Here is a 23,206-nt window from a genome sequence, read left to right as displayed (position 1 = left end):
GCGCGCGATGCCGCGCCAGGCAGCCTTCTCCGTTGCGGTGAGACAATCCCCGTCGCCACGGGCGGTGCAAATGAATAGCCAAGCTCGATGGACCAGAATCTCACCCGTTGGTTCGAAGTGCGGGCTATTCACCGACACCGCCCGTGGCGACGGCCCATGCTTCACTGCGGCGGAAAGGGCTGCCTGGCGCGGCATCGCGCGCATGGCGCGCTCCTACGGATCGGCGGCGGCGATCGGCCGAGTTGCGGTGGCCGCGATGCTGCTGGCGATGGCGCTGTCCGCCTGCGGCGTCGCGCCGGGGCCGCCTGACGATCGCGCTGCGCAGAGCCGCCGGGAGGCGGTGGTGCGCGCCGGCGACGTCACCGTCCGTGCCAGCGTGGTGCCCACGGCGACGTTGAACGAGGCCGTGGCACGACAGTACGGCATCGAACGCAGCCCGCGCAGCGTGTTGCTGCTGGTCGGCGTGCGCGAGGGGCCGGAGCGCCAGGAAACGGCGCTGCCGGCGCGGATCCGGGGCAACGTCATCGACCTCCGCGGCGTGCGCCAGCCGCTGGAGCTGCGCGAGGTGCGCAGCGGCGACGCCGGGTCGGATCCGGAACAGGTGCTGCTCGACTACGTCGGCATCGTCCGCGTTACCCCGCCGGATACCCTGCGCTTCGACCTGGAGATCGTGACCGAGGACGGCGTGCGCTCGGAGCTGCGCTTCAGCCGCGACGTCTATCCGCAATGAACGGACACGCGGCGGGTTCGCTCGACTGATCTGGAGCCGGGGGCTGGAGCAGCGGAGCAAGCTCCGCTCTACGCGCGGGCCGCCGTGACCGGCAAGCATCGATCCAAATCGGACCGAGCGGTCCGCGGCGCGGCCCGGGCGGCGTCAGCGCGCGTTGACCGAGAAGCGCCCGGGCCCCAGCAGCGCGACCGTGACCGCGGCGACCAGGAACATGGCCTGCAGTTCCAGCGCCCAGCCGCCCTGGGCGTTCAGCTGGCCGAGCTGTCCCAAGTGCACCAGCCAAAGCGCGAACAGCATGTGCAGCGCCACCAGCACCGCGCCGATGCGGGCATGGAAGCCGACGATCAGCATCAGCGGCGCCAGCACCTCGCCGACCAGTGCGCCGTAGGCGAAGAACGTCGGCCAGCCGTGCATCCGCAGCAGCGACTCGATCTGCTCGAGCCCGTTCTGCAGCTTGGCGATGCCGTGCAACAGGATCAACGCGCCCAGCGTAATGCGCAACAACAGCTTGGCCAGATCCTGCATTGCCGCCTGGTTCATCGCATCGCTCCGGGAAAGGAAGCGGCGATGATCGCAGGCGTGCCGGTCGATGGGAACTGCCTTGCGCGTCGGGCGGCCTGGGAATCGCAGGCAGGAGCCGGCAAGATTGCCCGCCATCCCGGCACGAGCTGGGGTCCATCCGTCTTTCCTGCCCAACAGGCACATTGATCTCAAGTGGACTCGAGGTCCTAAGCTGCGCACCTGTCTTTCCCGAGGTGCCGAATGCAGACGCAGGATGATGTCGAGGTGCCGGCGCCAGACGGCGCAGCCGCTCTCGGACGACCGGAAGGCGTGCTGTCGCCGCGCTACCGGACGTTGACGATCGGCATGGTAGCCCTGGTGTCGCTGGTGGCGTTCGAGGCGCTGGCGGTCGCCACCGCGATGCCGACCGTGGCCCAGGCGCTGGACGGACTGCCGCTGTATGCGCTCGCGTTCGGCGGCACGCTGGCGGCGAGCGTGGTCGGCATGGTCACCGCCGGACGCGGTGCCGATGCGCGCGGTCCGGCACCGGTGCTGTGGCGCGGGGTGGCCTGGTTCGTCGCCGGCCTGCTGATCGCCGGGCTGTCGGCGAACATGGCGATGCTGCTGGCCGGCCGGATCGTGCAGGGCTTCGGCGCCGGCGCGCTGTCGGTCGCGGTCTACGTGGTGGTCGGACGGACCTATCCGGTCGCACTGCGGCCGCGCGTATTCGCGGCGTTCTCGGCAGCCTGGGTGGTGCCGTCGCTGATCGGCCCGGCCATCAGCGGGCTGATGGTCCAGCACCTGGGCTGGCGCTGGGTGTTCCTGGCGGTGCCGCTGCTGGCGGTACCGGCGGCATGGTTGATGCGACCAGGGCTGCGCGGGCTGGCTGCCGCGCAGGCGGCCGATGCGCCGGACGGCGGCCGTCGCCTGCAATGGGCGGTGCTCGCGGCCGTCAGCGCCTGCATCCTGCACCTGGCGGCGCAGCGCCACGATGCGTTCGGCTTCGCCCTGCTGGCGCTGTCCCTCGGCGGGCTGCTGCTCGCGGCGCGGCGGCTGCTGCCGGCCGGCAGCTTCGGCCTGCGGCGTGGGCTGCCCAGCGTGATCGCGCTGCGCGCGCTGGCCAGCGCGGCGTTCTTCGGCACCGAGGTATTCATCCCGCTGATGCTGTCGCGCGAGTTCGGGCTGTCGCCGGCGTGGGCCGGGGTGGGTCTGAGCGTGGGTGCCCTGGGTTGGTCGCTGGGTTCCTGGTACCAGGGCCACACGACGCGGCCGTGGACGCGCGCCGCGCTGCTGCGGGTCGGCCTGGCACTGATGGCCGCCGGCATCGCACTGGTGCCGCTGGGACTGGTACTGCCCGGCGGCGTGGCACTGGCCCTCATGGGCTGGACGCTGACCGGCCTGGGCATGGGGGTGACCTACCCCAGCCTGTCGGTGCTCACTCTGGCGCTGTCGGCGCCGGCGGAACAGGGCCGCAACAGTTCCGCCCTGCAGCTGGCCGATGCGCTGGCCATCGCCACGGTGCTGGCGGTGAGCGGTTCGGTGGTGGCGACATTGCTCACGCGCGCGCCGGCGCTGGCATTCGGCCTGAGTTTCGCGCTGACCTGCGCGCTGGCGGCCGTCGGCGCCGCGCTCGCCGGGCGCACTCGCGCGCCGGCCTGATCAGCGCGCGCGGCGCGCGGCCCAGGCCTGCACGATGGCGGCGATCGCGCGCACGCCGTCGGTCAGCGCCGCCGGGCCGGGCTGCAGGATCAGCGGCGACTTGATCTCGTGCAGCTCGCCGTCGCGCACCGCCGGCACCGCCGCCCAGCCCGGCCGCGCGGCCACCTTCTCCGGCCGGAAACGCTTGCCGCACCACGACCCGAGCACGATGTCCGGCGCGCGCCGGGCCGCCTCGGCGCCGTCGGCGAGGATGCGCTGCTTCGCCAGCGGCTCGGCCGCCAGTTCCGGGAACACGTCGTCGCCGCCGGCGATGCGGATCAGTTCGGCGACCCAGCGGATACCGGTGATCGGCGGCTCGTCCCATTCCTCGAAGTACACCTTCGGCCGCCGCGGCAGACGCGCCGACTCCGCCGCGACCGCATCGAGTCCGCGCCGCAGTTCGTCCGCGTAGGCATCGGCGCGCGGCCCGGCCCCGACCAGCGCCCCGAGCCGGCGCACGTAGTCGAGGATGCCCTCGACGCTGCGGTGGTTGCTGATCCACACCTCAACGCCGTTGCGCACCAGCTCGGCGGCGATGTCGGCCTGGATGTCGGAGAACCCGATCGCCAGGTCCGGCCGCAGCTTCAGGATCTCGTCGATCCTGGCGCTGGTGAACGCGCTGACCTTCGGCTTTTCCTTCCGCGCCCGGGGCGGACGCACGGTGAAGCCGCTGATGCCGACGATGCGGTCCTGCTCGCCGAGCGCATACAGCGTCTCGGTCGGCTCCTCGGTCAGGCAGACGATGCGGCGCGGCCCTGCGGGCCGCCGGGATTCGGGATTGGGGATTCGGGATGGGGCAAGAGCGGAGCCTTCCGCATCCGGCCCTGCCACAGGCCGCCCGGACGACGCGCCGACGACCGGCCTCCCCCGCCTTTGCGAATCCCGAATCCCCAATCCCGACTCCCGGCTCTTCATGGATACAGCATCCGCTTGGACCACTCGCCGGCACGGTCGCAGACGTACAGCTGGCGCTCGTGCAGGCGGTACGCGCCGGCGTACCAGAATTCGATCCGCTGCGGGCGGACGCGCAGGCCGCTCCAGCGCGGCGGACGCGGCACCGCGCGGCCGTCGAATTCGCGCGTGCGGTCGGCCAGCTGCCGCTCGAACACCTCGCGCGTGTCCAGCGCTTCCGACTGTTTCGAGGCCCAGGCGCCGAGCTGGCTGCCGCGCGGGCGTTCGGCGAAATAGGCATCGGCTTCGGCGTCGTCGACCAGCGCCACCGTCCCCTCGATCCGCACCTGCACGCCGCCGCGCACGCGCGGCCAGTAGAACAGCAGCGCCGCGTGCGGGTTGGCCTGCAGCTCGAGCCCCTTGCGTCCGTCGAGGTGGGTGTAGAACACGAAGCCCCGCGCATCGTGCGCCTTCAGCAGCACGATCCGCGCCGACGGCCGGGCGTCGAGCGTGGCCGTGGCGAGGGTCATCGCGGTGCGGTCGGGCTCACCCGCGGCCTGCGCCTGGTCGAACAGCGCATCGAAGGTGGACAGCGCTTCGGCGTAGAGGTCGGCATCGGTCATTGCGCTATTGTGGCGCGATGGCGCCGTCCCCGCACCCGACGTCCGGCAACGGTTTCGCCGATGCCTTCGTGGCGCGGGTGCTCGACGACGCGCTGGCGTCCGGCGCCCGCATCTACGGCATCTGCGGACTGCAGGGCAGCGGCAAGTCGACGCTCGCCGCGCAGGTGACGGCACGGGCGCAGGCGCGCGGGATCCGCACGGCGACGGTCTCGCTCGACGACTTCTATCTCGACCGCGACGCCCGCGCCGCCCTCGCCCGCGATGTCCACCCCCTACTCGCCACCCGCGGCCCGCCGGGCACGCACGATCTCGCCCTGGCCTGCGCGACCCTGGACGCACTGCGCGCTGGCGCCGAGGTCGCACTCCCGCGATTCGACAAGATCGCCGACGCGCGCCTGCCGCGGGGCGACTGGCCATGCGTCGAGGGAGCGAGGCTGACGATCTTCGAGGGATGGTGCCTGGGCACGCCGGCCGAAGACGACGCGGCTTTGGCGGAACCGGTCAACGGGCTGGAACGCAACGAGGATCGCGACGGCGTCTGGCGGCGCCACTGCAACCGCGCGCTCGCACGCGACTATCCGCGGCTATGGCGCCGCATCGACCGCCTCCTGTTCCTGCGGCCGCCCGGCTTCGACATCGTGCCGGAGTGGCGGTGGCAGCAGGAACGGGCACTGCAAGCTGCGCAACCGCGGCGCCGGGCGATGTCGCGCGCGGAGGTCGAACGTTTCGTGCAGCACTACGAGCGCGTCAGCCGCCAGGCGCTGCGCACGCTGCCGACGATCGCGCAGTGGACGGTCGGGCTATCGGCCGACCGCGTCCCCAATGTCGCACCGTAGGAGCGCGCCGCGCCAGGCAGCCTCCTCCGTTGCGGTGAGACTAGCCCCGTCGCCACGGGCGGTGTCAATCAATAGCCAAGCCCTTCACGATGAGCCAAAACCTCACCCGTTGGCTCGAGGTGCGAGCTATTCACCGACACCGCCCGTGGCGACGGCCCATGCTTCGCTGCGGCGGAAAGGGCTGCCTGGCGCGGCGCTCACTCCACCACGAAGGTAATGCGCAGGTTCACCCGCCACTCCTCGATGTCGCCGTTGTCGCCGACTGCCGCCTTGATCTCGCTGACCCAGACGCCGCGGATGCGTTTCACTGACTCGGACGTCTTCTTCAGTCCCTGCTTGACGGCATCCTCGATGCTGGTGGCGGATGCGGCATTGATCTCGATGACTTTCGCAACAGACATGCGTCCTCCCGAACCGGATGTTGGCGGCGCCGGGCGCCAGAACAACCAAAGTGCACGCGCGTTCGTAACCATGGCGCGAATACGACGTGACGGCGACGCTAAAGTGTCCGCACGCTGCTAGCATCGCCTTCATGAACCCCGCTCCCAATCTCGTTCTGGTCGGGCCGATGGGCGCCGGAAAGTCCTCGGTCGGCCGACGGCTGGCCAGCCGCTTCGGCCTGGCCTTCGTCGACCTCGACCACGAAATCGAGGAACGCACCGGCGCCAGCGTCACCATGATCTTCGACTGCGAGGGCGAGGACGGCTTTCGCGAACGCGAGCGCGCCGCGCTGGCGGCGGTGCTCGAACGCGCCGGACTGGTGCTGGCCACCGGCGGCGGCGCGGTGCTCGATGCCGGCAACCGTGCCCTGATGCGCGAACGCGGCTTCGTGGTGCACCTGCACGCCGGGGTCGAGCGGCAGCTCGAGCGCCTGGCGCGCGACCGCTCGCGGCCGCTGCTGGCCGGTGACGATCGCGAGGACGTGCTGCGGCGCCTGGCCGGGATCCGCGAACCGCTGTACCGCGAGATCGCCGACCTGCGCTTCGACACCGAAACCCTGGAAGCCACCGCCGCGGTGTCGAAACTCGGGCGCCTGCTGCAGCAGCGCTGGCAGCGGCCCGACGCGCGCGACGGCCGGTCCCGGGCAGGGTCGGCATGAGCACTTCGGCACCCGGCAGGATCGAGGTGGAGGTCGCGGGCGCGCAGCCGTACCGCATCACCATCGCGCCCGGCCTGCTCGACGACGGCGCCGCGCTGGCGGCGCAGGTGCGCGGGCGCCAGGCGCTGGTGCTCAGCGACGACACGGTGGCGCCGCTGTACGCCGCCCGCGTGGCCGGGGCGCTGCGCGCGGCGAGGCCGGAACTCTCGCTGGCGCATTTCGCGCTGCCGGCCGGCGAATCCTCCAAGACGCTGCACTGGTTCGGCCGCGCGATCGACGCGTTGGCGGCGCTCGGCGCACGCCGCGACGCCTGCGTGCTGGCGCTCGGCGGCGGCGTGGTCGGCGACCTGGCCGGTTTCGCCGCGGCCTGCTGGATGCGTGGCATCGACTGCGTGCAGCTGCCGACCACGTTGCTGGCGATGGTGGATTCCTCGGTGGGCGGCAAGACCGCGGTCGACCTGCCGCAGGGCAAGAACCTGGTCGGCGCCTTCCACCCGCCGCGTGCGGTGCTGGCCGACACCGGCGTGCTGCGCACGTTGCCGCCGCGCGAGCTGCGCGCGGGCCTGGCGGAAGTGGTGAAGTACGGCGCGATCGTCGATGCGCCGTTCCTCGACTGGCTCGACGCCCACGCCGACGCGCTGCTGGCGATGGACGACGACGCCCTGGCCGCCGCCGTCGCCCGCAGCTGCGCGCACAAGGCGGCGATCGTGGAACGCGACCCGTTCGAGCACGGCGAACGTGCGCTGCTGAATTTCGGCCACACCTTCGGCCATGCGATCGAGACCGAGCAGGGCTACGGCGGCCTCAATCACGGCGAGGCGGTCGCGGTCGGCATGGTGCTGGCGGCGCGGCTGTCGGAGACGCTGGGGCTGTCGCGGCCCGAGGACGGCGAACGCCTGCGCGCGCTGTTGACGCGGTTCGGCCTGCCGGTGGCGCTTCCCGCCGGTCTCGACGCGGAATCCCTGCTCGCGCACATGCGCCTGGACAAGAAGGCCCAGGCCGGCGGGCTGCGCTTCATCGTCTGGGAGCGCGCCGGCCGCGCGCGGGTGCTGTCGGACGTGCCGGAGAGCACCGTGCTCGCCGCATTGCGCAGCTAACCGCACCTCCGTAGGAGCGCGCCATGCGCGCGATGCCGCGCCAGGCAGCCTTCTCCGTTACGACGAGACAAGGCCCGTCGCCACGGGCGGTACAAATCAATAGCCAAGCCCTTCACGATGGACCAAAACCTCACCCGTTGGCGCGAGGTGCGGGCTATTTCACTGACACCGCCCGTGGCGACGGCCCATTCTTCACTGCAGCGGATAGGACTGCTTGGCGCGGCATCGCGCGCATGACGCGCTCCTACGAGGGGAAGACCTTCATGACGACGCAGCGCACGCCGGGCACCTTACAATTGCGCCCATGCGCCTGCTGCTGCAACAACCCGCCGAAGGTCACGAAGCCCCGCGCTTCGTGCAGCTGATGCTGCAGCCGGACCTGCTGGGCGGCTGGACGCTGATCCGCGAGTCCGGGCAGATCGGCGGCCGCAGCCAGCTGCGGCGCGAGCAGTTCCTGGACCAGGCCAGCGCGGCGGCCGCGCTGGAGCAGGCGCGCGATACGCAACTCAAGCGCGGCTATCGCCTGGTCTATGCCAAGGGCGCCGACGCGCCGAAACCCTGATTCCCTGCCCGTCCCGTCGCCCGCGGCGCCCCGGCACGCGTCCGGCGGCACGCCTTGACCCGAGGAAAACCGTCTTGTCCGCACCGCTGAAGAACGAACGCCTGTTGCGCGCGCTGCGCCGCGAACCCGTCGACCGCACCCCGGTCTGGCTGATGCGCCAGGCCGGGCGCTACCTACCGGAGTACCGCGAGACCCGCCGCAAGGCCGGCAGCTTCCTGGCGATGGCCAAGAACCCCGAGATCGCCTGCGAGATCACCCTGCAGCCGCTGCGCCGGTTCCCGCTCGACGCCGCGATCCTGTTCTCCGACATCCTCACCATTCCCGATGCGATGGGCCTGGCGCTGTACTTCGTCGAGGGCGAGGGGCCGAAGTTCCGGCACCCGGTGCGCGACGCCGCGGCGATCGCGAAGCTCGGCGTGCCGGACATGGAGACCGAACTGCGCTACGTGATGGACGCGGTGCGCACCGTCCGCCGCGAACTCGACGGCAATGTTCCGCTGATCGGCTTCTCCGGCAGCCCGTGGACGCTGGCCTGCTACATGGTCGAGGGCGGCGGCAGCAAGGACTTCGGCCGCATCAAGGCGATGGCCCTGAACGAGCCGCAGGCGCTGCACGCGCTGCTGTCGGTCAACACCGACGCGGTGATCGCGTATCTCGCCGCGCAACGGGCGGCCGGCGCACAGGCGCTGCAGGTGTTCGATACCTGGGGCGGGGTGCTGTCGCCGGCGATGTACCGGGAGTTCTCGCTGCCGTACCTGACCCGGATCGCCCGCGAACTCGAGCGCGGCGACGACGCCCAGCGCACGCCGCTGATCCTGTTCGGCAAGGGCAACGCCGCCCACCTGGAAGCGCTGGCGGACTCCGGCGCCGAGGGCGTCGGCGTGGACTGGCTGGTCGGCCTGGAAGAAGCCGCGCGTCGTACCGGCGGCAAGGTCGCGCTGCAGGGCAATCTCGATCCCGCAGTCGTGTACGGATCGCCCGAGGCGATCCGCCGCGAGGTCGCCGTGGTGCTGGACGCCTACGCCGCCGGCAACGGCGGCTCGCGCGAGGGCCATGTCTTCAATCTCGGCCACGGCATGTCGCCGGACATGGACCCGGAGCACGTGGCGGTGCTGGTCGACGCGGTGCATACCCACAGCGCGCGCTGAACCCGAACCTGCGGGCGCGGCGCTTTCGCGCCAATGGCGGTGGCATGCCGCCGCCGGGAAGTCGCGACTCCGCGGGCGGCCCGTCGCGACTTCCGTCGCTCCCACAAGGGGGCCACCGGGCTTCGGCAAGCGCTTCGACTACCCTGGAGTCTCCCGGCGATCCCGCAGATCGAGCATCTCGCGAATGGTCGCCGCGAGCGCCTCGCCGGTGACCGGCTTGCGCAGGAAGGCATCGAAGCCGGCGGCGCGCGCCAGCGGCTCGGCCTCGGCGTCGGCGCGCGCGGTGACCGCGATCAACGGCCGTTCGAAGCCCTGCGCGCGTAACTGCCGCGCCAGCGCCAGGCCGTCGATGCCCGGCAGGTCCAGGTCCAGCAGCGCCAGGTCGAAATCGCCGGCGGCCACTTCGGCCAGGGCCGCCAGGCCATGGACGGCATGGGTCACCCGATGGCCCTGCAGGCGCAGCAGTCCGCCGATCACCTCGGCGACGATGGCGTCGTCCTCGACCAGCAGCAGCTCGCATCCCTGGGGCGCACATGTCGCCTCCGGTGCGGTTGCGGCACGCGCCGTCGCCGGCGGCAGCGGCAACTCCACCGTGAACCGCGTGCCCTCCCCCGGCGCGCTGTCCACCTCGATCCGCCCCTCCATCGCCGCCGCCAGCTCCTGGCAGATCGCCAGCCCCAACCCGCTGCCGCCGTAGCGCGCCGCCGTGCGCGCCCCCTCCGCCTGCTCGAATCGCCGGAACAACCGCTGCTTCTGCTCCGCGTTCAGGCCCGGGCCGGTATCCGACACCACGAACCGCACCAAACCTTCCCCCGGCTCCACCCGCAGCCCCACCTGCCCCTGCTCGGTGAACTTGATCGCATTGCCCAGCAGGTTCAGCAGGATCTGCCGGACACGGCCGGCGTCGCCGCGCACCCACTGCGGCACCCCCCGCACCACCTGCTCCCGGTAGTCCAGGCCGCGCTGCCGCGCCAGCGGCGCCATCAGCCCGCTCACGTCGTCCAGCAGCCCGCGCAGGTCGAACGGCTGCGGGTCCAGCTGCAGCTTGCCGGCCTCGATCCGCGCCAGGTCCAGGGCGTCGTTCACCAGCCGCATCAGGTGCTCGCCGGCGCGCCGGATCGACTCGGTGTAGCCGCGCTGGCGCCCGTCCAGCGCCGTCTCCAGCAGCAGCTCGCTCATCCCCAGCACCCCGGTCATCGGCGTACGCACCTCGTGCCCCAGCGTCGCCAGGAAACGCGTCTTCGCCTCCGACGCCTGCTCGGCCAGCTCGCGCTTGTGCTGCACCAGCTGCCAGGCGTTGCGCCGCCGCAGCCGCGTGCGGTACGCCGTCGCCGCCCACCACGCCAGCAGCAGGCCCGCCGCCACGAACAGCGCCAGCGCCCACGGCGTCTTCCACCATGGCGGCCTCACCTCGAACGACAGTTCGTGCGTCCGCGACCAGATGTTGTCGGCATTCCGTGCCCGCACCTGCAACGTATAGCGGCCCGGCGCCAGCTGCGAAAAGATCCGCTCCCCGGTCGCGGCCGCCTCCACCCAGTCCTCGTCGTGGCCATCGAGCCGGAACGCATAGACGTTGGCGGCGGTGTTGCGGAACGACAGCAACCGTGCAACCACCCGCAGGTCGCGATCGTCGTGGTCGATCGCGAACGGCCGCTCCGGCGCGAACCGGACCGCCCCGTCGCGCCCGCGCACGTCGATACGCTCGATGACCAGGCTGGGGGTGCCTCCGGAGATGGACATGCGGGCCGGATCGAACACCACCAGCCCGTCGGGGGTGGCGGCCAGGATGCGGCCATCGACCGGCCAGGCGACCGGCGAATGCACGAACTCCTGCCCCGGCAGCCCGTCCCAGGCGCTGAAGATGCGCACCGCGCGCGCCTCCGGATCCACGCGCACCAGTCCGCGGACGCTGGTCAGCCACGCGATGCCGTCCGCATCGACCGCCATGCCGCCGAACATCAAGCGCGGCAGGCCATCGTCCGGGCCCAGCCCCGGCTCGCAATCCAGCGCCCGGCCGTCCCAGCGGCACCGCTGCAGGGTGCCGACCCCGGACAGCCAGACGCGTTCCGCATCGAGCACCGCCAAGTCGGTGCGGACGTCGGAACCGGCGCCCGGCACCGGCGCCCAGCGCCCGTCCGCCGGCAGCAGGCGTTTCAAGCCCAACGTGGTGGCGAGCCAGGGGGCGCCGTCCGGTCCCAGGCGCATGTGCCTGATGATCTCGCCCGGTTCCAGGCCGTCGTCGGCACCGGGCAGGTATTCGCGCCGCACCCGGCCTTCCGCATCGCGCGCCTGTACCACGCCGCTTTCGAACGCCAGCCACAGCAGGCCATCACCGGTCTCGACGAAGAATTGCGCCTCGCCGCGCGCGGCATCCGCCGGCTGGCGACTGCTCCAGCGGCGGATGCGCCGGGTCCGCGGTTCGATCCGCGCCAGCCCGCCGCGCCAGCCGACCCATACCCTGCCGTGGCGATCCTCGTGCACGCCGCCGAGGAACATGCCCTGGCCCACGTCGGTCATGACATGCCGGATCGCACCGCTTTCCGGATCGAACCAGTCCAGCACGCCGCCCGACCCGACCAGCCACATGCCGCCATCGGACGCCGCCGCGATCGCACGCACGTGGGCGTTTGCCAGCGTGTCCGGATCGTCGAGTCGCCGGCTCAGCACCGCGAACTGGCTCCAGTGGGCCGGCTGGTACCACAGGCCGTGGCTGTTGCTCACCAGCCAGACGCCGCCCTCCCGATCCTCGTGGGCTGCGGTCCATTGCGGCCGCACCAGGCCCTGCGCCGTCTCGCTGTAGAGCGGCACGTTGCTCACCCGGCCGGCGCTGACGTGGCCGAGCCCCTTCGGCACGTCCAGCCAGCAGTCGCCGCGCGAATCGTGCAACAACACCTGAAACACCCGCAGATCGGGATCGGCCGCATCCCACGGCGCCGGCGACAGATGCCCGTCGGCATGCCGCACTACCACGCCGGCGGGCGTACCGACCCATAGCGTGCCGTCGTCGTCGACATGGAGATGGTTGACGCGGCCGGCGGCAGGGCCGTCGTTCGCCAGGCGTTCGAATCCGCTGCCGGTCCAGCGCGCCACGCCGCCGGTCGTACCGACCCACAGCGTGCCGTCGGGCGCGGCCGCCAGCGCGATCACGCCTTCGCCCGGCAGGCTGCGGTCGTCGCCCTGGCGCGGCATGAAGCGCGTCATGCGACCGTCCGGCGTCAGGCGATGCAGCCCGCCGGTCGCGGTGCCGATCCAGGCGGTGCCGTCGGGCATCACCGCCAGTGACCAGATCTCGCCATTGCCCAATCCGGGGGTGTTGGCGCGGTTGATGTAGCGGAAGCGATCCTCCTCCGGCTCGTACACCGCCAGTCCGCCGTACATGGTGCCGATCCAGAGCCGGCCCGCGGCGTCCAGCGCCAGCGACCAGACGAAGTTGTCGGGCAGTCCCTGCTCCTCGCGCCAGATGCGGAAACCGGTGCCATCGTAGCGGGCCAGGCCGTCGCTTGTGGCGATCCACAGGTAGCCGTGGCGGTCCTCCACCAGCGCGTTGATGCGGTTCGAGGGCAGCCCGTCGGCGACGGTGAACTGCCGCGGCCGCGGCGTATCGGGCAGGGCCGCGGCGGCGACCAGCGGCACCAGCCACAGCAGCAGCGCCAGGCAACCGACGCCGAGATCACGCAGACCCGTCATGTTCCCCACGAACCCCTCACCGCTTCCCGGACACGCAGGTTCGCCGGAATCAGGGCTGCAGGCAATGCATGCGATTCGGACCGCTCACGCCGCGGACACCGGCGCATCGCGCTGATCCAGCGCCACCTCGATCGCCGTGGCGAGCATCGTCCCGGTGACCGGCTTGCGCAGGAAGGCATCGAAGCCGGCGGCGCGCGCCAGCGGCTCGGCCTCGGCGTCGGCACGTGCGGTGACCGCGACCAACGGCCGCTCGAAGCCCTGTGCGCGCAACTGCCGCGCCAGCGCCAGGCCGTCGATGCCCGGCAGGTCCAGGTCCAGCAGCGCCAGGTCGAAATCGTCGCGTGCGACCTCCGTCAGCGCCGCCAGGCCATGCGCGACCGCGGTGACCCGGTGGTCGTGCATGCGCAGCAGGTCGGCGATGACCTCGGCGACGGTCGGGTCGTCCTCGACCAGCAGCAGGCGGCGACCCGTGGTCGTCCGCGACGCCTGTGCGTGAGAGGTGCCGGGGACCGCGGTCACCGGCGGCAGCGGCAGCGCCACCGTGAACCGCGTGCCCTCCCCCGGCGCGCTGTCCACCTCGATCCGCCCCTCCATCGCCGCCGCCAGCTCCTGGCAGATCGCCAGCCCCAACCCGCTGCCGCCGTAGCGCGCCGCCGTGCGCGCCCCCTCCGCCTGCTCGAATCGCCGGAACAACCGCTGCTTCTGCTCCGCGTTCAGGCCCGGGCCGGTATCCGACACCACGAACCGCACCAAACCTTCCCCCGGCTCCACCCGCAGCCCCACCTGCCCCTGCTCGGTGAACTTGATCGCATTGCCCAGCAGGTTCAGCAGGATCTGCCGGACACGGCCGGCGTCGCCGCGCACCCACTGCGGCACCCCCCGCACCACCTGCTCCCGGTAGTCCAGGCCGCGCTGCCGCGCCAGCGGCGCCATCAGCCCGCTCACGTCGTCCAGCAGCCCGCGCAGGTCGAACGGCTGCGGGTCCAGCTGCAGCTTGCCGGCCTCGATCCGCGCCAGGTCCAGGGCGTCGTTCACCAGCCGCATCAGGTGCTCGCCGGCGCGCCGGATCGACTCGGTGTAGCCGCGCTGGCGCCCGTCCAGCGCCGTCTCCAGCAGCAGCTCGCTCATCCCCAGCACCCCGGTCATCGGCGTACGCACCTCGTGCCCCAGCGTCGCCAGGAAACGCGTCTTCGCCTCCGACGCCTGCTCGGCCAGCTCGCGCTTGTGCTGCACCAGCTGCCAGGCGTTGCGCCGCCGCAGCCGCGTGCGGTACGCCGCCGCCGCCCACCACGCCAGCAGCAGGCTCGCCGCCACGAACAGCGCCAGCGCCCACGGCGTCTTCCACCACGGCGGATGCACCAGGATCCGCAGTTGCCGCCCGGGCGCCAGCGCGCCGCCGGCGGCGAGCCCCCGCAGGTGCAGCAGGTAGTCCCCGGCCGGCAATCCCGCGAACACCCGCTCGCCGCTCGCACCCTGCGACACCCAGTCGCTGTCGATGCCGTCGAGCTTCGACCAGTAGCGGTTCGCCAACGGGTCGTCGTAGGCCAGCAGGCGCGTCTTGATGCGGAACTCGCGCTGATCGCTGGCCAGTTCGATGCGGTCGGACTGCGCGACCGCCTGCCAGCGGCCCTCGCGCCGTACTTCGAAAGCGTCGAAGTCCAGGGTCGGCGACGACGGCGACGGATCCGGCGCCTCGGTGTCGATCATGATCACGCTGCCGTCCGCGGCGGCGGCCACCAGCATGTCGCGCTCGCTCAGCGCCAGCGCGCGATCGACGAACTCCTGGCTGCTGAAGCCGTTCTGGACGCCGTAGTGGCGCAGCGTGCGCGCCTGCGGATCCCAGCGATACAGCCCGCGCAGCGTCGACAGCCAGACCCGCCCGCGGCCGTCGACCCGCAGCGCGCTGGCGCCGATCGCCGGCACCCCTTCGGCGGCGCCGACGCGCGCGGTCAGCCGCCAGCCGTCGTCATCGCGCTGGTAGCGCGCCAGTCCCTCCATGCGCTGCAGCCACAACGCGTCCGCGCTTTCGAACGCGAGCGCGAACACGCGTCCGCCGCGGGTCGCTTCCACCAGCGTGAACACCGCCCGCTCCGGATCCAGGCGCGAGAGGCCTTCGTGCCCCGCCACCCACACGCCGCCGTCCGGCGCGATCGCCAGGTCCTCGATGTCGCCGGTGTTCAGGCCCGTCTCTGGGCGCGCCGGGATATTCGTCAGCACCGCGCCGCTGGCCGGATCGCGCTGCTGCACGCCCGCGCCCTGCATCGACGCCCATACGCTGCCGTCGGGCGCGATGCGGAGATGATCGGTCCAGCCGGGCAGGGTCGGCGCCCGCGCGTCGTCGGCGCGCCAGCCATCGACCGCGCCGGCGCCGGTGATCCGCAGCAGGCCGTTGGACAAGCCGAGCCAGAGATTGCCGATCCGATCCTCGGCCGCGGCATAGATGCGGCGGCCGGCGAGCGCGTCGTCGATGGCCTGCTCGAAGCGTTCGACGGTGCCGTCGACGCCGAGCCAGTTGAGCGCGCCGTTGTGCCCGCCCAGCCACACGCCACCGTCGCCCGCCGCGGCCACGGCGCGATAGATGTCGTCCGACAGGCCGTTCTCCTCGCCCCTGAACTGCGCCACCTGGCGCCAGTCCGAACGCAGGTAGCCCAACCCGATCCCGGGCATCGGCACCCACAGCGCGCCATCGTCCTGCAGCACCAGTGCGTGCAGGACCTGCTGCTTCATGGCCGATCCGAGCGCGACCGGCCTGGGCGCCTGCCCGGGCAGCCCGCGCCAGAGACTGCGCTGGCTGGCGATCCACAAGCCGCCGTCGACGTCGCGCGCGATCGCCATGACCGCGTTGGGATGTTCGAACATCGACGACCATGGCGGCTGCCGCCAGTCGCCGTCGCCGTCGCCGACGAACACGCCGGCCGCGGTGCCGATCCAGAGCTCCGGGCCGATCACGGTAATCGAGAAGATCCGCGGCGCCGGCTGCCCGCCCGGCAGGGCGATCCGCTGGATCTTTCCGTCCTCGAACTTCGCCAGGCCGCCGAAGCTGCCGATCCACAACCGTCCGGCGTCGTCGGCGGCCAGCGCGAACACGAGGCCCGGCGGCAGGCTCGCCGGATCGTCCGGATCGTGCGCGAACACGGTGATGGCGCCATCCGGCGACAACCGGTGCAGGCTGCCTTCGTAGGTGCCGAACCAGATCTCGTCGCCGCGATGGGTCAGCGAGAACACGTTGTCGCTGTCGATCCGCGGATCGGTCGCCTTGCGATAGTGGCGAAAGCCGCCGCTGTCGCGGTCGAGCATGCTGATGCCGAACTCGCCGGTCGCCACCCACACCCGATCGCGGCCGTCGACGTGGACCGCCTGCACGAAGCTCTCGCCGAGCGAATCCGGATCGTCCGGATCGTGGCGCCAGACCCGCGTGCCGCTGCCGTCATAGCGCGCCAGTCCGTCCGCGGTCGCGATCCAGAGATAGCCGGTGCGGTCGCGGGCGAGCCCGAGGATGTCGGTCGAAGGCAGCCCTTCGGCGACGCCGACGGCGCGGAACCGCGGCGTCTCCGGCACGCTGGCCGCGGCCGGCAGCGCGAGCAACAGCGCCAGCAACCCCGGCAACACCGGCTTGATCTCCATGTCCAGTCTCCCCGCTGTCCCTGCGCAGCCAGATGAATCCTCGCAACGCTGCGTTGCCGGCGCAAGCACGTCGCGGCGGCATCCGCGCGTCCGCGTGGCCTAGAATCGTGGCACCTCCATTGTATGGCCGATCATGTCGCGATCCGCGCCACGCCTGCCCGTTCCAGCGCTCGTACTGCTCGCCGGCCTCGCCTGCGGCGGCCATGTCCGCGCGCAGGCGCAGGCCTACGCGCTCGACCCGGTACATACGCGGGTGGTGTTCGCGGTCGATCATGCCGGGTTCTCCAGGGCCGTCGGCACCGTGTCGGGCAGCCGGGGCACGCTGCTGTTCGATCCCCACGACTGGACCAGCGCACGGCTCGAGGCGCTGGTGCCGATCGCCGCGCTCGACCTGGGCGACGAACGCTGGAACCGCGCCGTGCTCGCGCGCGGCCTGCTGGACGCCGAGCGCTACCCGGCGGCATGGTTCGTCTCCGAACGCGTCGAGCCGCTGGACGCCGACCGCGCCGCCGTCCACGGCAGCCTCACCCTGGCCGGGGTGACGCGGCCGGCCACCCTCGAGGTCACGTTCAACGCGCTCAAGCGCCACCCGATGCCGCCGTTCCGCCGCACCGTCGGCTTCTCGGCGACCACCACCCTCAGCCGTGCCGAGTTCGGCATCGACGCGTGGCGGTCGATGATCGGAGATACGGTCGAGCTGCGGATCGAGGCCGAGGCGACGCGTATCCGCGGCGGCTCCGGGCGCGCCATGCCCCCGCCCGCGGCGGCCCCCGGTGCGACCGTAGTGCCGGTGTCGCCCGGCGACCTGCCGCTGCCGCCACCGCCCGAACCCGAACCGGACCCGAATCCATGAGCTGGAAGAACAGCGAACACCGCTGGGGCGGCGTCAGCCAGCTGCTGCACTGGCTGATCGTGCTGCTGATCCTCGGCCAGGGGACGGTGGGGCTGCTGATGGTCGACATGCTCAACAGTCCGGACAAGATCCGCATCTACGCGCTGCACAAGTCGTTCGGCCTCACCATCCTGGCGCTCGTGGCGCTGCGGCTGCTCTGGCGCCTGTTCACCGGGGCGCCGCGCCCGGTGCCGGGCATGCCCCGATGGCAGGAGCGCGCCGCCGCATTCACGCACTGGCTGCTGTACGCGCTGCTGTTCGCGATCCCGCTCAGCGGCTGGCTGTTCAATTCCGCCGCCGGATATCCGCTGCAGTGGTTCGGTCTGTTCAACCTGCCGCCGCTCGCGGGCAAGGACGAAGCGCTGCGCGAAGCGGCCGTCGCCGCGCACGCATGGCTGTTCTGGCTGCTGGTCACGGTGGCGCTGGTACACGCGGCGGCCGCCTTCTACCACCATCTGTTCCAGCGCGACGCCACCCTGGCGCGGATGCTGCCGCGCGGCTGGCTGCGCACCGATGCCATCGACCCTGTCTCCACGCCCCCTGCCTCCACTCCCAAGGATCCTCGTGATGCGTAACGCCCTCCTGCTCGCCGCCGCTCTCCTGTTCAGCGCGCCGGCGCTCGCCGCCGACTACGTGCAGGCGCCGGGTTCGAGCCTGGTCTTCGCCGGCACCTACCAGGGCGAGGTCTTCAGCGGCCGCTTCCCGGGCTTCCGCACCACCTTCGCGTTCGATCCGGACGATCTCGCCGATGCGAGGCTCGATGTCGTCATCCCGCTGGCGAGCGCGACCACCGGCAACGCCGACTACGACGGCGAACTGCGCGGCCCCACGTTCTTCGACAGCGTGAAGTTCGCGCAGGCGCGCTACAGCGCGGATACCTTCCGCGCGCTCGACGACGGCCGCTACGCCGCCGACGGCACCCTGAGCCTGCGCGGCGTCGGCCGGCCGGTCACCCTGACCTTCACCTGGACGCCGGGCGAGCAGCCGGTGCTGACCGGCAGGGCCACGGTGAACCGGCTCGAGTTCGGCGTCGGCAGCGGCGACTGGGAGGACACCTCGGTGATCCCGGACGCGATCGCGATCAGCACCAAGGTGGTGTTCCAACCGGCGGAATGACGCCCTAAGCGAGATCCCAGCAGGCGCGTTCGCCGCGCGCGCCGTGCAGGCACAGCTCGTCGTCGGCGATGGCGAAGCCGTAGATGGCGCCCGAGCGCATCAGCAGCAGTCCTTCCCAGGTCGCGTTCTCGCTGCCGATGCGCAGCAGCGCCGGACGCAGGCGGCGCCCCGCGTGCCCGGCCCCTGCCGCCGCCGCCAGGAAGCGGCGCACGTTGGCCAGGTCGAGATCGCCGGGCGCGCTGGTGATCGCGCGGGTCAGGACGACGCGCTCCACCGCGCCCGCGTCCAGCACCTCCGGCAACGGCCGTCCGAGCCACGCCCCCGCCTCCGTTTGCGGCGCCGTCGCCTTGGCCAGGTTGAGATCGGCCTCGCCGGCATGCGCCGCCACGGCCGTCCACGGCAACACGGCGGCGACCAGCAGCGGCGACAGCCAGCGACGCACCGCATCGCTGTCGAACGGCCAGTCCAGTTCCGTGCCGCGGCGCGCATCGCGCAGCACCGGCACCCGCTCGCCGTAACGCGCCTCGAGCCCGGCGTCGCCGTCGATGAAGACGCTGTCGAACTCCGGCACGCGTGCCGCCGCCAGTTCGGCCAGCGCCAGGTCGCACAGGTGGCAGTCGTCGCGCTGGTACAGGATCAGGCTGGACATGCGGCGGACAGGGAGCGTGCGGGCGGGCGCGTAGAATAGCCCGATGGCCGTCAGCACCTTCGACCTCTACAAGATCGGCATCGGGCCGAGCTCCTCGCACACGGTGGGGCCGATGCGCGCCGCTGCGCGTTTCGTCGAGCGCTGGCTGGTGGAGGCCGGCCACCTGCGCGACGTGGCGCGGGTGCGTGCCGAGGTGTTCGGCTCGCTGGCGCTGACCGGGCGCGGCCACGGCACCGACAAGGCGGTGATGATGGGGCTGGAGGGCCAGCTGCCGAACCGGATCGATCCGGACGTCATTCCCGGCGCGCTCGAGCGCATCCGCGGCAGCGGGCGCATCCGCCTGCACGGCGAGCACGAGATCGCGTTCGAGGAAAAGCGCGACCTGGTGATGAACAAGCGGCAGAAGCTGCCCTACCACACCAACGGCATGCGCTTCGCCGCCTTCGACGCCGACGGCAACGAGATCGCCAGCCGCGACTACTACTCGGTCGGCGGCGGCTTCGTGGTCAACCAGGACGAGGCCGCCGAGGACCGCATCGTCGCCGACACCACCCAGGTGCCGTATCCGTTCTCCAGCGGCGACGAACTGCTGCGGCGCGCCCGCGACAACGGCCTCACCATCGCACAGCTGATGTTCGCCAACGAACAGTGCTGGCGCAGCGCCGACGAGATCCGCGACGGCCTGCGCGAGCTCTGGGCCGCGATGCAGTCCAGCGTGCAGCGCGGCATCCGCCAGACCGGCACCCTGCCCGGCGGCCTGCACGTGACCCGGCGCGCGCCGATCCTGTACGGCGAACTGTCCTCGCGCCCGGAAGCGGCGATGCGCGATCCGCTGAGCGTGCTCGACTGGGTCAACCTGTACGCGCTGGCGGTCAATGAGGAAAACGCCGCCGGCGGCCGCGTGGTGACCGCGCCGACCAATGGCGCGGCCGGCATCATGCCCGCGGTGCTGCACTACTACGACCGCTTCTGTCCCAAGTCCGACGAACAGGGCGTGTTCGACTTCCTGCTCACCGCGGCCGCGGTCGGGATCCTGTACAAGGAGAACGCCTCGATCTCCGGCGCCGAGGTCGGCTGCCAGGGCGAGGTCGGCGTCGCCTGCTCGATGGCGGCGGCCGGCCTGACCGCCGCGCTCGGCGGCGACCCGAGCCAGATCGAGAACGCCGCCGAGATCGGCATGGAGCACAACCTGGGGCTGACCTGCGACCCGATCGGCGGCCTGGTGCAGATCCCGTGCATCGAACGCAACGCGATGGGATCGGTGAAGGCGATCAACGCCTCGCGCATGGCGCTGCGCGGCGACGGCAAGCACAAGGTCAGCCTCGACAAGGTGATCAAGACCATGCGCGACACCGGCCGCGACATGCGCGACAAGTACAAGGAAACCTCGCGCGGCGGGCTGGCGGTCAACGTCATCGAGTGCTGATCGTCCGCCCGTACATGCGCTGATCCTGCCCGGCATGGCGGGCTGCCGACCGATTTCGCCGCAGCCGGACCGATCCTGTCCCGGCCACGTCCGTGCGCAACGCCGCACGGACCGCCGCAGAGTCCCGCCTGACCGCACTTGCCTCCGCACGAGACACGTCGCGTCCTTCTCCTGGCGTGTTTCGCGCCCCGCACGGACTCGTCCCGACCCGCGTGCGTGGCGGGAGTCATCGTTGTCACCGACATGTGTGATTCTCCTCTCACATCGCACAATTTCCCTTTGACAACGATGTCATCGGGCACGACCGTCTGCGCAGCCACCTTATTCGTGCGCGCCGTCTGCACCCGGTTTCCGATGCAGGCGGAACGCGACCTCCGCATCGGCCCTGCCAACGCCTCCCCCACCAGGCTGCACCACCGATCCGTCGGACAACCTGCATGCAGTGACGGACGACCGGCGTCTGCGGTCGCCCCGCTGCTTTCAGCTGCGGGATGACCGCTGGCGACCGTCCGATCCTTCGCCTTCATCGAGGCGCCGAATCCAAGGAGAGTCCGTCATGTATCGCAAGCACGCAAAACTGCTGCTGTGTTTCCTGCTCGCGTCCGCGTGGATCGCACCTGTCCAGGCACAGAGCGCGAGCTGCGCCGGGGTTCCGGCCTGGAACGCCGCCACGGTCTACGATCCGGGAGACCGGCTGGTCTACGAGAACCGGCTCTACCAGGCCCTGGTTCCGATCTGGAACGCACCGCCGACCCATTGCCCGTCCTGCGGCTGGTATCAGGACCTGGGCGCCTGCGGGACCGGCGGCGGCGAGAACCAGCCGCCGTCGGTGTCGCTGACCGCGCCGGCCAGCGGCGCGAGTTTCACGGCAGGCGGCACGATCGCCCTGGCCGCCGATGCGACGGACGGCGACGGCAGCATCGGCCAGGTCGAGTTCTTCAACGGCCAGGCGTCGCTGGGGATCGACACCACCGCGCCCTACGGCATCGACTGGCAGGGCGTTGCGGCCGGCAACTACGCGCTCGGCGCCGTGGCCACCGACGACGACGGCGACAGCACCGCCTCGGCAACCGTTTCGATCACCGTCACCGACCTGCCCGTCGACGACGACACCCCGCCGAGCGTCCCGACCGGCCTGCGTTCGCCCAGCCAGACCGCGAGCAGCATCACCCTCGCCTGGGACGCGTCGACCGACAACGCCGGCGGCAGCGGCGTGGCGGGTTACGACGTCTACCGCGATGGCACGCTGGTCGGATCGCCGGCGACCACCGGCTATACCGACAGCGCGTTGACGGCCGATAGCACCTACGCCTACCGGGTGCGCGCCCGCGATCACGCCGGCAACCCTTCCGGACTGAGCCCGCAGATCAGCGCCGGCACGTTGCCCGGCGGCGGAGGCGGCGGCAAGCACGTGATCGGCTATTTCACCCAGTGGGGCATCTACGGCCGCAACTACCAGGTGAAGGACATCGACACCAGCGGCTCGGCCGCCAGGTTGACGCACATCAACTATGCGTTCGGCAACGTTCGCAACAACCGCTGCGAGGTCGGCGTCACCCAGCCCTCGAATCCCAACACCGGCGCCGGCGGCGATGCCTTCGCCGACTACACCAAGTCGTTCGGCGCGGCGCAGAGCGTCGACGACGTCGGCGACACCTGGGACCAGCCGCTACGCGGCAACTGGAACCAGCTGAAAAAGCTCAAGGCCAGGCATCCCGGGCTGAAGGTGCTGATCTCGCTCGGCGGCTGGACCTGGTCGCGCGGATTCTCCGCGGCGGCGCGACCGGAAAACCGCGAAGCCTTCGTCGCCTCCTGCATCGACGCCTACATCCACGGCAACCTGCCGGTCACCGACGGCGCCGGCGGTCCGGGCGCGGCGGCGGGCGTGTTCGACGGCATCGACATCGACTGGGAGTACCCGGTCGCCTGCGGGCTGAGCTGCGGGACGCCGGAGGACCGCGCCAACTTCACCGCCCTGCTGGCCGAATTCCGCCGCCAGCTCGATGCGGTGCGTCCGGGGCTGCTGCTCACCGTGGCGGTCGGCGCGGGCATCGACAAGATTCGCGTCACCGACCCGGACCAGTACCACCCGTACCTGGATTTCATCAACGTCATGACCTACGACTTCCATGGCGCCTGGGATCCGCAGACCAACCACCACTCGGCGCTGTTCGACTCGCCGAACGACCCGTCCACCGGCGATCAGGCGCGGTACAACAGCAACGACGCGATCCAGGCCTTCCTCGACCGCGGGGTGCCGGCGTCCAAGCTCAACCTGGGCATCGGCTTCTACGGTCGCGGCTGGACCGGCGTGGCCGGCGCCGACAACGGCCTGTACCAAGGCGGCAGCGCCGCGCCTGGCACCTACGAGGCCGGCATTGAGGACTACAAGGTACTCAAGGACCGGCCCGGCAGCGTGCACACCGATCCGCAGGCGCGCGCCACCTGGAAGTACGACGGCAACACCTTCTGGTCGTACGACACCCCGGCGATGGTCGCCGAGAAGATGGAGTACGTGAAGGTGCAGGGCCTGGGCGGCGCGTTCTTCTGGGAGTTCAGCGGCGACGACGCGCAGGGTTCGCTGGTGGACGCGATCGGCGACGGGCTGGAGTAACCCGTCCCGCCAA

The 23,206-nt window shown here is 71.5% G+C and carries 18 protein-coding genes and 1 pseudogene; 12 read left to right on the top strand and 7 right to left on the bottom strand.

The features are described 5' to 3' along the window. The first annotated feature begins 202 nt into the window (after nt 1-202). Nucleotides 203-730 (top strand): DUF4426 domain-containing protein, encoded by a 528-nt coding sequence (locus tag AB5T46_RS17125; RefSeq protein ID WP_370565270.1) that lies wholly within the window; start codon nt 203-205, stop codon nt 728-730. Between the two features lie 144 nt (nt 731-874). Here the strand turns inward: AB5T46_RS17125 and AB5T46_RS17120 are convergent, their stop codons facing one another. After that, the gene (locus AB5T46_RS17120; protein WP_370565269.1) at nt 875-1,270 is read right to left on the bottom strand and encodes a DoxX family protein; all 396 of its coding nucleotides are present in this window, start codon (nt 1,268-1,270) and stop codon (nt 875-877) included. Nucleotides 1,271-1,492: 222 nt separating this feature from the next. Here AB5T46_RS17120 and AB5T46_RS17115 point away from each other — a divergent pair, with 222 nt between their 5' ends. Further along, nucleotides 1,493-2,890, top strand: coding sequence for an MFS transporter (locus tag AB5T46_RS17115; protein WP_370565268.1), 1,398 nt, complete (start codon nt 1,493-1,495; stop codon nt 2,888-2,890). Here the strand turns inward: AB5T46_RS17115 and AB5T46_RS17110 are convergent, their stop codons facing one another. After that, nucleotides 2,891-3,715: an ABC transporter substrate-binding protein gene (locus AB5T46_RS17110; RefSeq protein WP_370565282.1), complete on the bottom strand. Its 825-nt coding sequence runs from the start codon at nt 3,713-3,715 to the stop codon at nt 2,891-2,893. Nucleotides 3,716-3,840: 125 nt separating this feature from the next. Then, nucleotides 3,841-4,443 (bottom strand): pyridoxamine 5'-phosphate oxidase, encoded by a 603-nt coding sequence (pdxH, locus tag AB5T46_RS17105; RefSeq protein WP_370565266.1) that lies wholly within the window; start codon nt 4,441-4,443, stop codon nt 3,841-3,843. Between the two features lie 17 nt (nt 4,444-4,460). Between pdxH and AB5T46_RS17100 the strand changes: the two genes are divergently transcribed. Beyond that, the gene (locus AB5T46_RS17100) at nt 4,461-5,279 is read left to right on the top strand and encodes a kinase (protein ID WP_370565265.1); all 819 of its coding nucleotides are present in this window, start codon (nt 4,461-4,463) and stop codon (nt 5,277-5,279) included. A gap of 197 nt (nt 5,280-5,476) precedes the next feature. Here AB5T46_RS17100 and AB5T46_RS17095 read toward each other — a convergent pair whose 3' ends face one another. Further along, entirely contained in the window at nt 5,477-5,680 is a 204-nt protein-coding gene (locus AB5T46_RS17095) for a dodecin family protein (protein WP_370565264.1), read from the bottom strand. Nucleotides 5,681-5,811: 131 nt separating this feature from the next. Between AB5T46_RS17095 and AB5T46_RS17090 the strand changes: the two genes are divergently transcribed. The 4 genes from AB5T46_RS17090 to hemE all read left to right on the top strand — a co-directional run bounded on the left by AB5T46_RS17090 (nt 5,812) and on the right by hemE (nt 9,185). Beyond that, nucleotides 5,812-6,378: a shikimate kinase gene (locus tag AB5T46_RS17090; RefSeq protein ID WP_370565263.1), complete on the top strand. Its 567-nt coding sequence runs from the start codon at nt 5,812-5,814 to the stop codon at nt 6,376-6,378. Continuing rightward, nucleotides 6,375-7,475, top strand: coding sequence for a 3-dehydroquinate synthase (gene aroB, locus AB5T46_RS17085; protein WP_370565262.1), 1,101 nt, complete (start codon nt 6,375-6,377; stop codon nt 7,473-7,475). Before AB5T46_RS17090 ends, aroB begins: the two co-directional genes overlap by 4 nt. Nucleotides 7,476-7,779: 304 nt before the next feature. Continuing rightward, on the top strand, nt 7,780-8,037 hold the full coding sequence (locus AB5T46_RS17080; protein WP_370565261.1) for a WGR domain-containing protein: 258 nt from the start codon (nt 7,780-7,782) through the stop codon (nt 8,035-8,037). 74 nt (nt 8,038-8,111) lie between these two features. Continuing rightward, complete coding sequence (gene hemE / locus AB5T46_RS17075) at nt 8,112-9,185, top strand: uroporphyrinogen decarboxylase (RefSeq protein ID WP_370565260.1); 1,074 nt, start codon at nt 8,112-8,114, stop codon at nt 9,183-9,185. Nucleotides 9,186-9,323: 138 nt separating this feature from the next. Here hemE and AB5T46_RS17070 read toward each other — a convergent pair whose 3' ends face one another. After that, complete coding sequence (locus AB5T46_RS17070; RefSeq protein ID WP_370565259.1) at nt 9,324-12,872, bottom strand: hybrid sensor histidine kinase/response regulator; 3,549 nt, start codon at nt 12,870-12,872, stop codon at nt 9,324-9,326. Nucleotides 12,873-12,956: 84 nt separating this feature from the next. Further along, nucleotides 12,957-16,496: a sensor histidine kinase gene (locus AB5T46_RS17065; RefSeq protein WP_370565258.1), complete on the bottom strand. Its 3,540-nt coding sequence runs from the start codon at nt 16,494-16,496 to the stop codon at nt 12,957-12,959. 133 nt (nt 16,497-16,629) lie between these two features. Between AB5T46_RS17065 and AB5T46_RS17060 the strand changes: the two genes are divergently transcribed. From AB5T46_RS17060 to AB5T46_RS17050, 3 genes are read left to right on the top strand one after another with little or no spacing between them, the layout of a single operon-like run. Continuing rightward, nucleotides 16,630-17,349, top strand: coding sequence for a YceI family protein (locus AB5T46_RS17060; protein ID WP_370565257.1), 720 nt, complete (start codon nt 16,630-16,632; stop codon nt 17,347-17,349). Next, entirely contained in the window at nt 17,346-17,963 is a 618-nt protein-coding gene (locus AB5T46_RS17055) for a cytochrome b (protein ID WP_370565256.1), read from the top strand. The genes AB5T46_RS17060 and AB5T46_RS17055 overlap by 4 nt, the downstream gene beginning before the upstream one ends. Beyond that, a complete protein-coding gene (locus AB5T46_RS17050; protein ID WP_370565255.1) occupies nt 17,956-18,504 on the top strand; it encodes a YceI family protein in 549 nt (182 codons plus the stop codon). Before AB5T46_RS17055 ends, AB5T46_RS17050 begins: the two co-directional genes overlap by 8 nt. A gap of 424 nt (nt 18,505-18,928) precedes the next feature. Here AB5T46_RS17050 and AB5T46_RS17045 read toward each other — a convergent pair. After that, nucleotides 18,929-19,153 (bottom strand): annotated as a pseudogene (locus tag AB5T46_RS17045) (glutaredoxin family protein); the annotation flags it as partial. Between the two features lie 43 nt (nt 19,154-19,196). On the opposite strand from AB5T46_RS17045, the gene AB5T46_RS17040 reads away from it, so the two are divergent. Together AB5T46_RS17040 and AB5T46_RS17035 are read left to right on the top strand one after the other, a co-directional pair. Next, nucleotides 19,197-20,579 carry an L-serine ammonia-lyase gene (locus AB5T46_RS17040; RefSeq protein WP_370565253.1) on the top strand — a complete coding sequence of 461 codons (1,383 nt, stop codon included), beginning with the start codon at nt 19,197-19,199 and terminating at the stop codon, nt 20,577-20,579. Between the two features lie 556 nt (nt 20,580-21,135). Beyond that, complete coding sequence (locus AB5T46_RS17035) at nt 21,136-23,193, top strand: glycosyl hydrolase family 18 protein (protein ID WP_370565252.1); 2,058 nt, start codon at nt 21,136-21,138, stop codon at nt 23,191-23,193. The last annotated feature ends 13 nt before the right edge of the window (nt 23,194-23,206 follow it).

Source organism: Luteimonas salinilitoris (assembly GCF_041300785.1).
GTDB lineage: Bacteria > Pseudomonadota > Gammaproteobacteria > Xanthomonadales > Xanthomonadaceae > Luteimonas > Luteimonas salinilitoris.
This window is presented reverse-complemented; position numbering and strand designations above follow the sequence as displayed.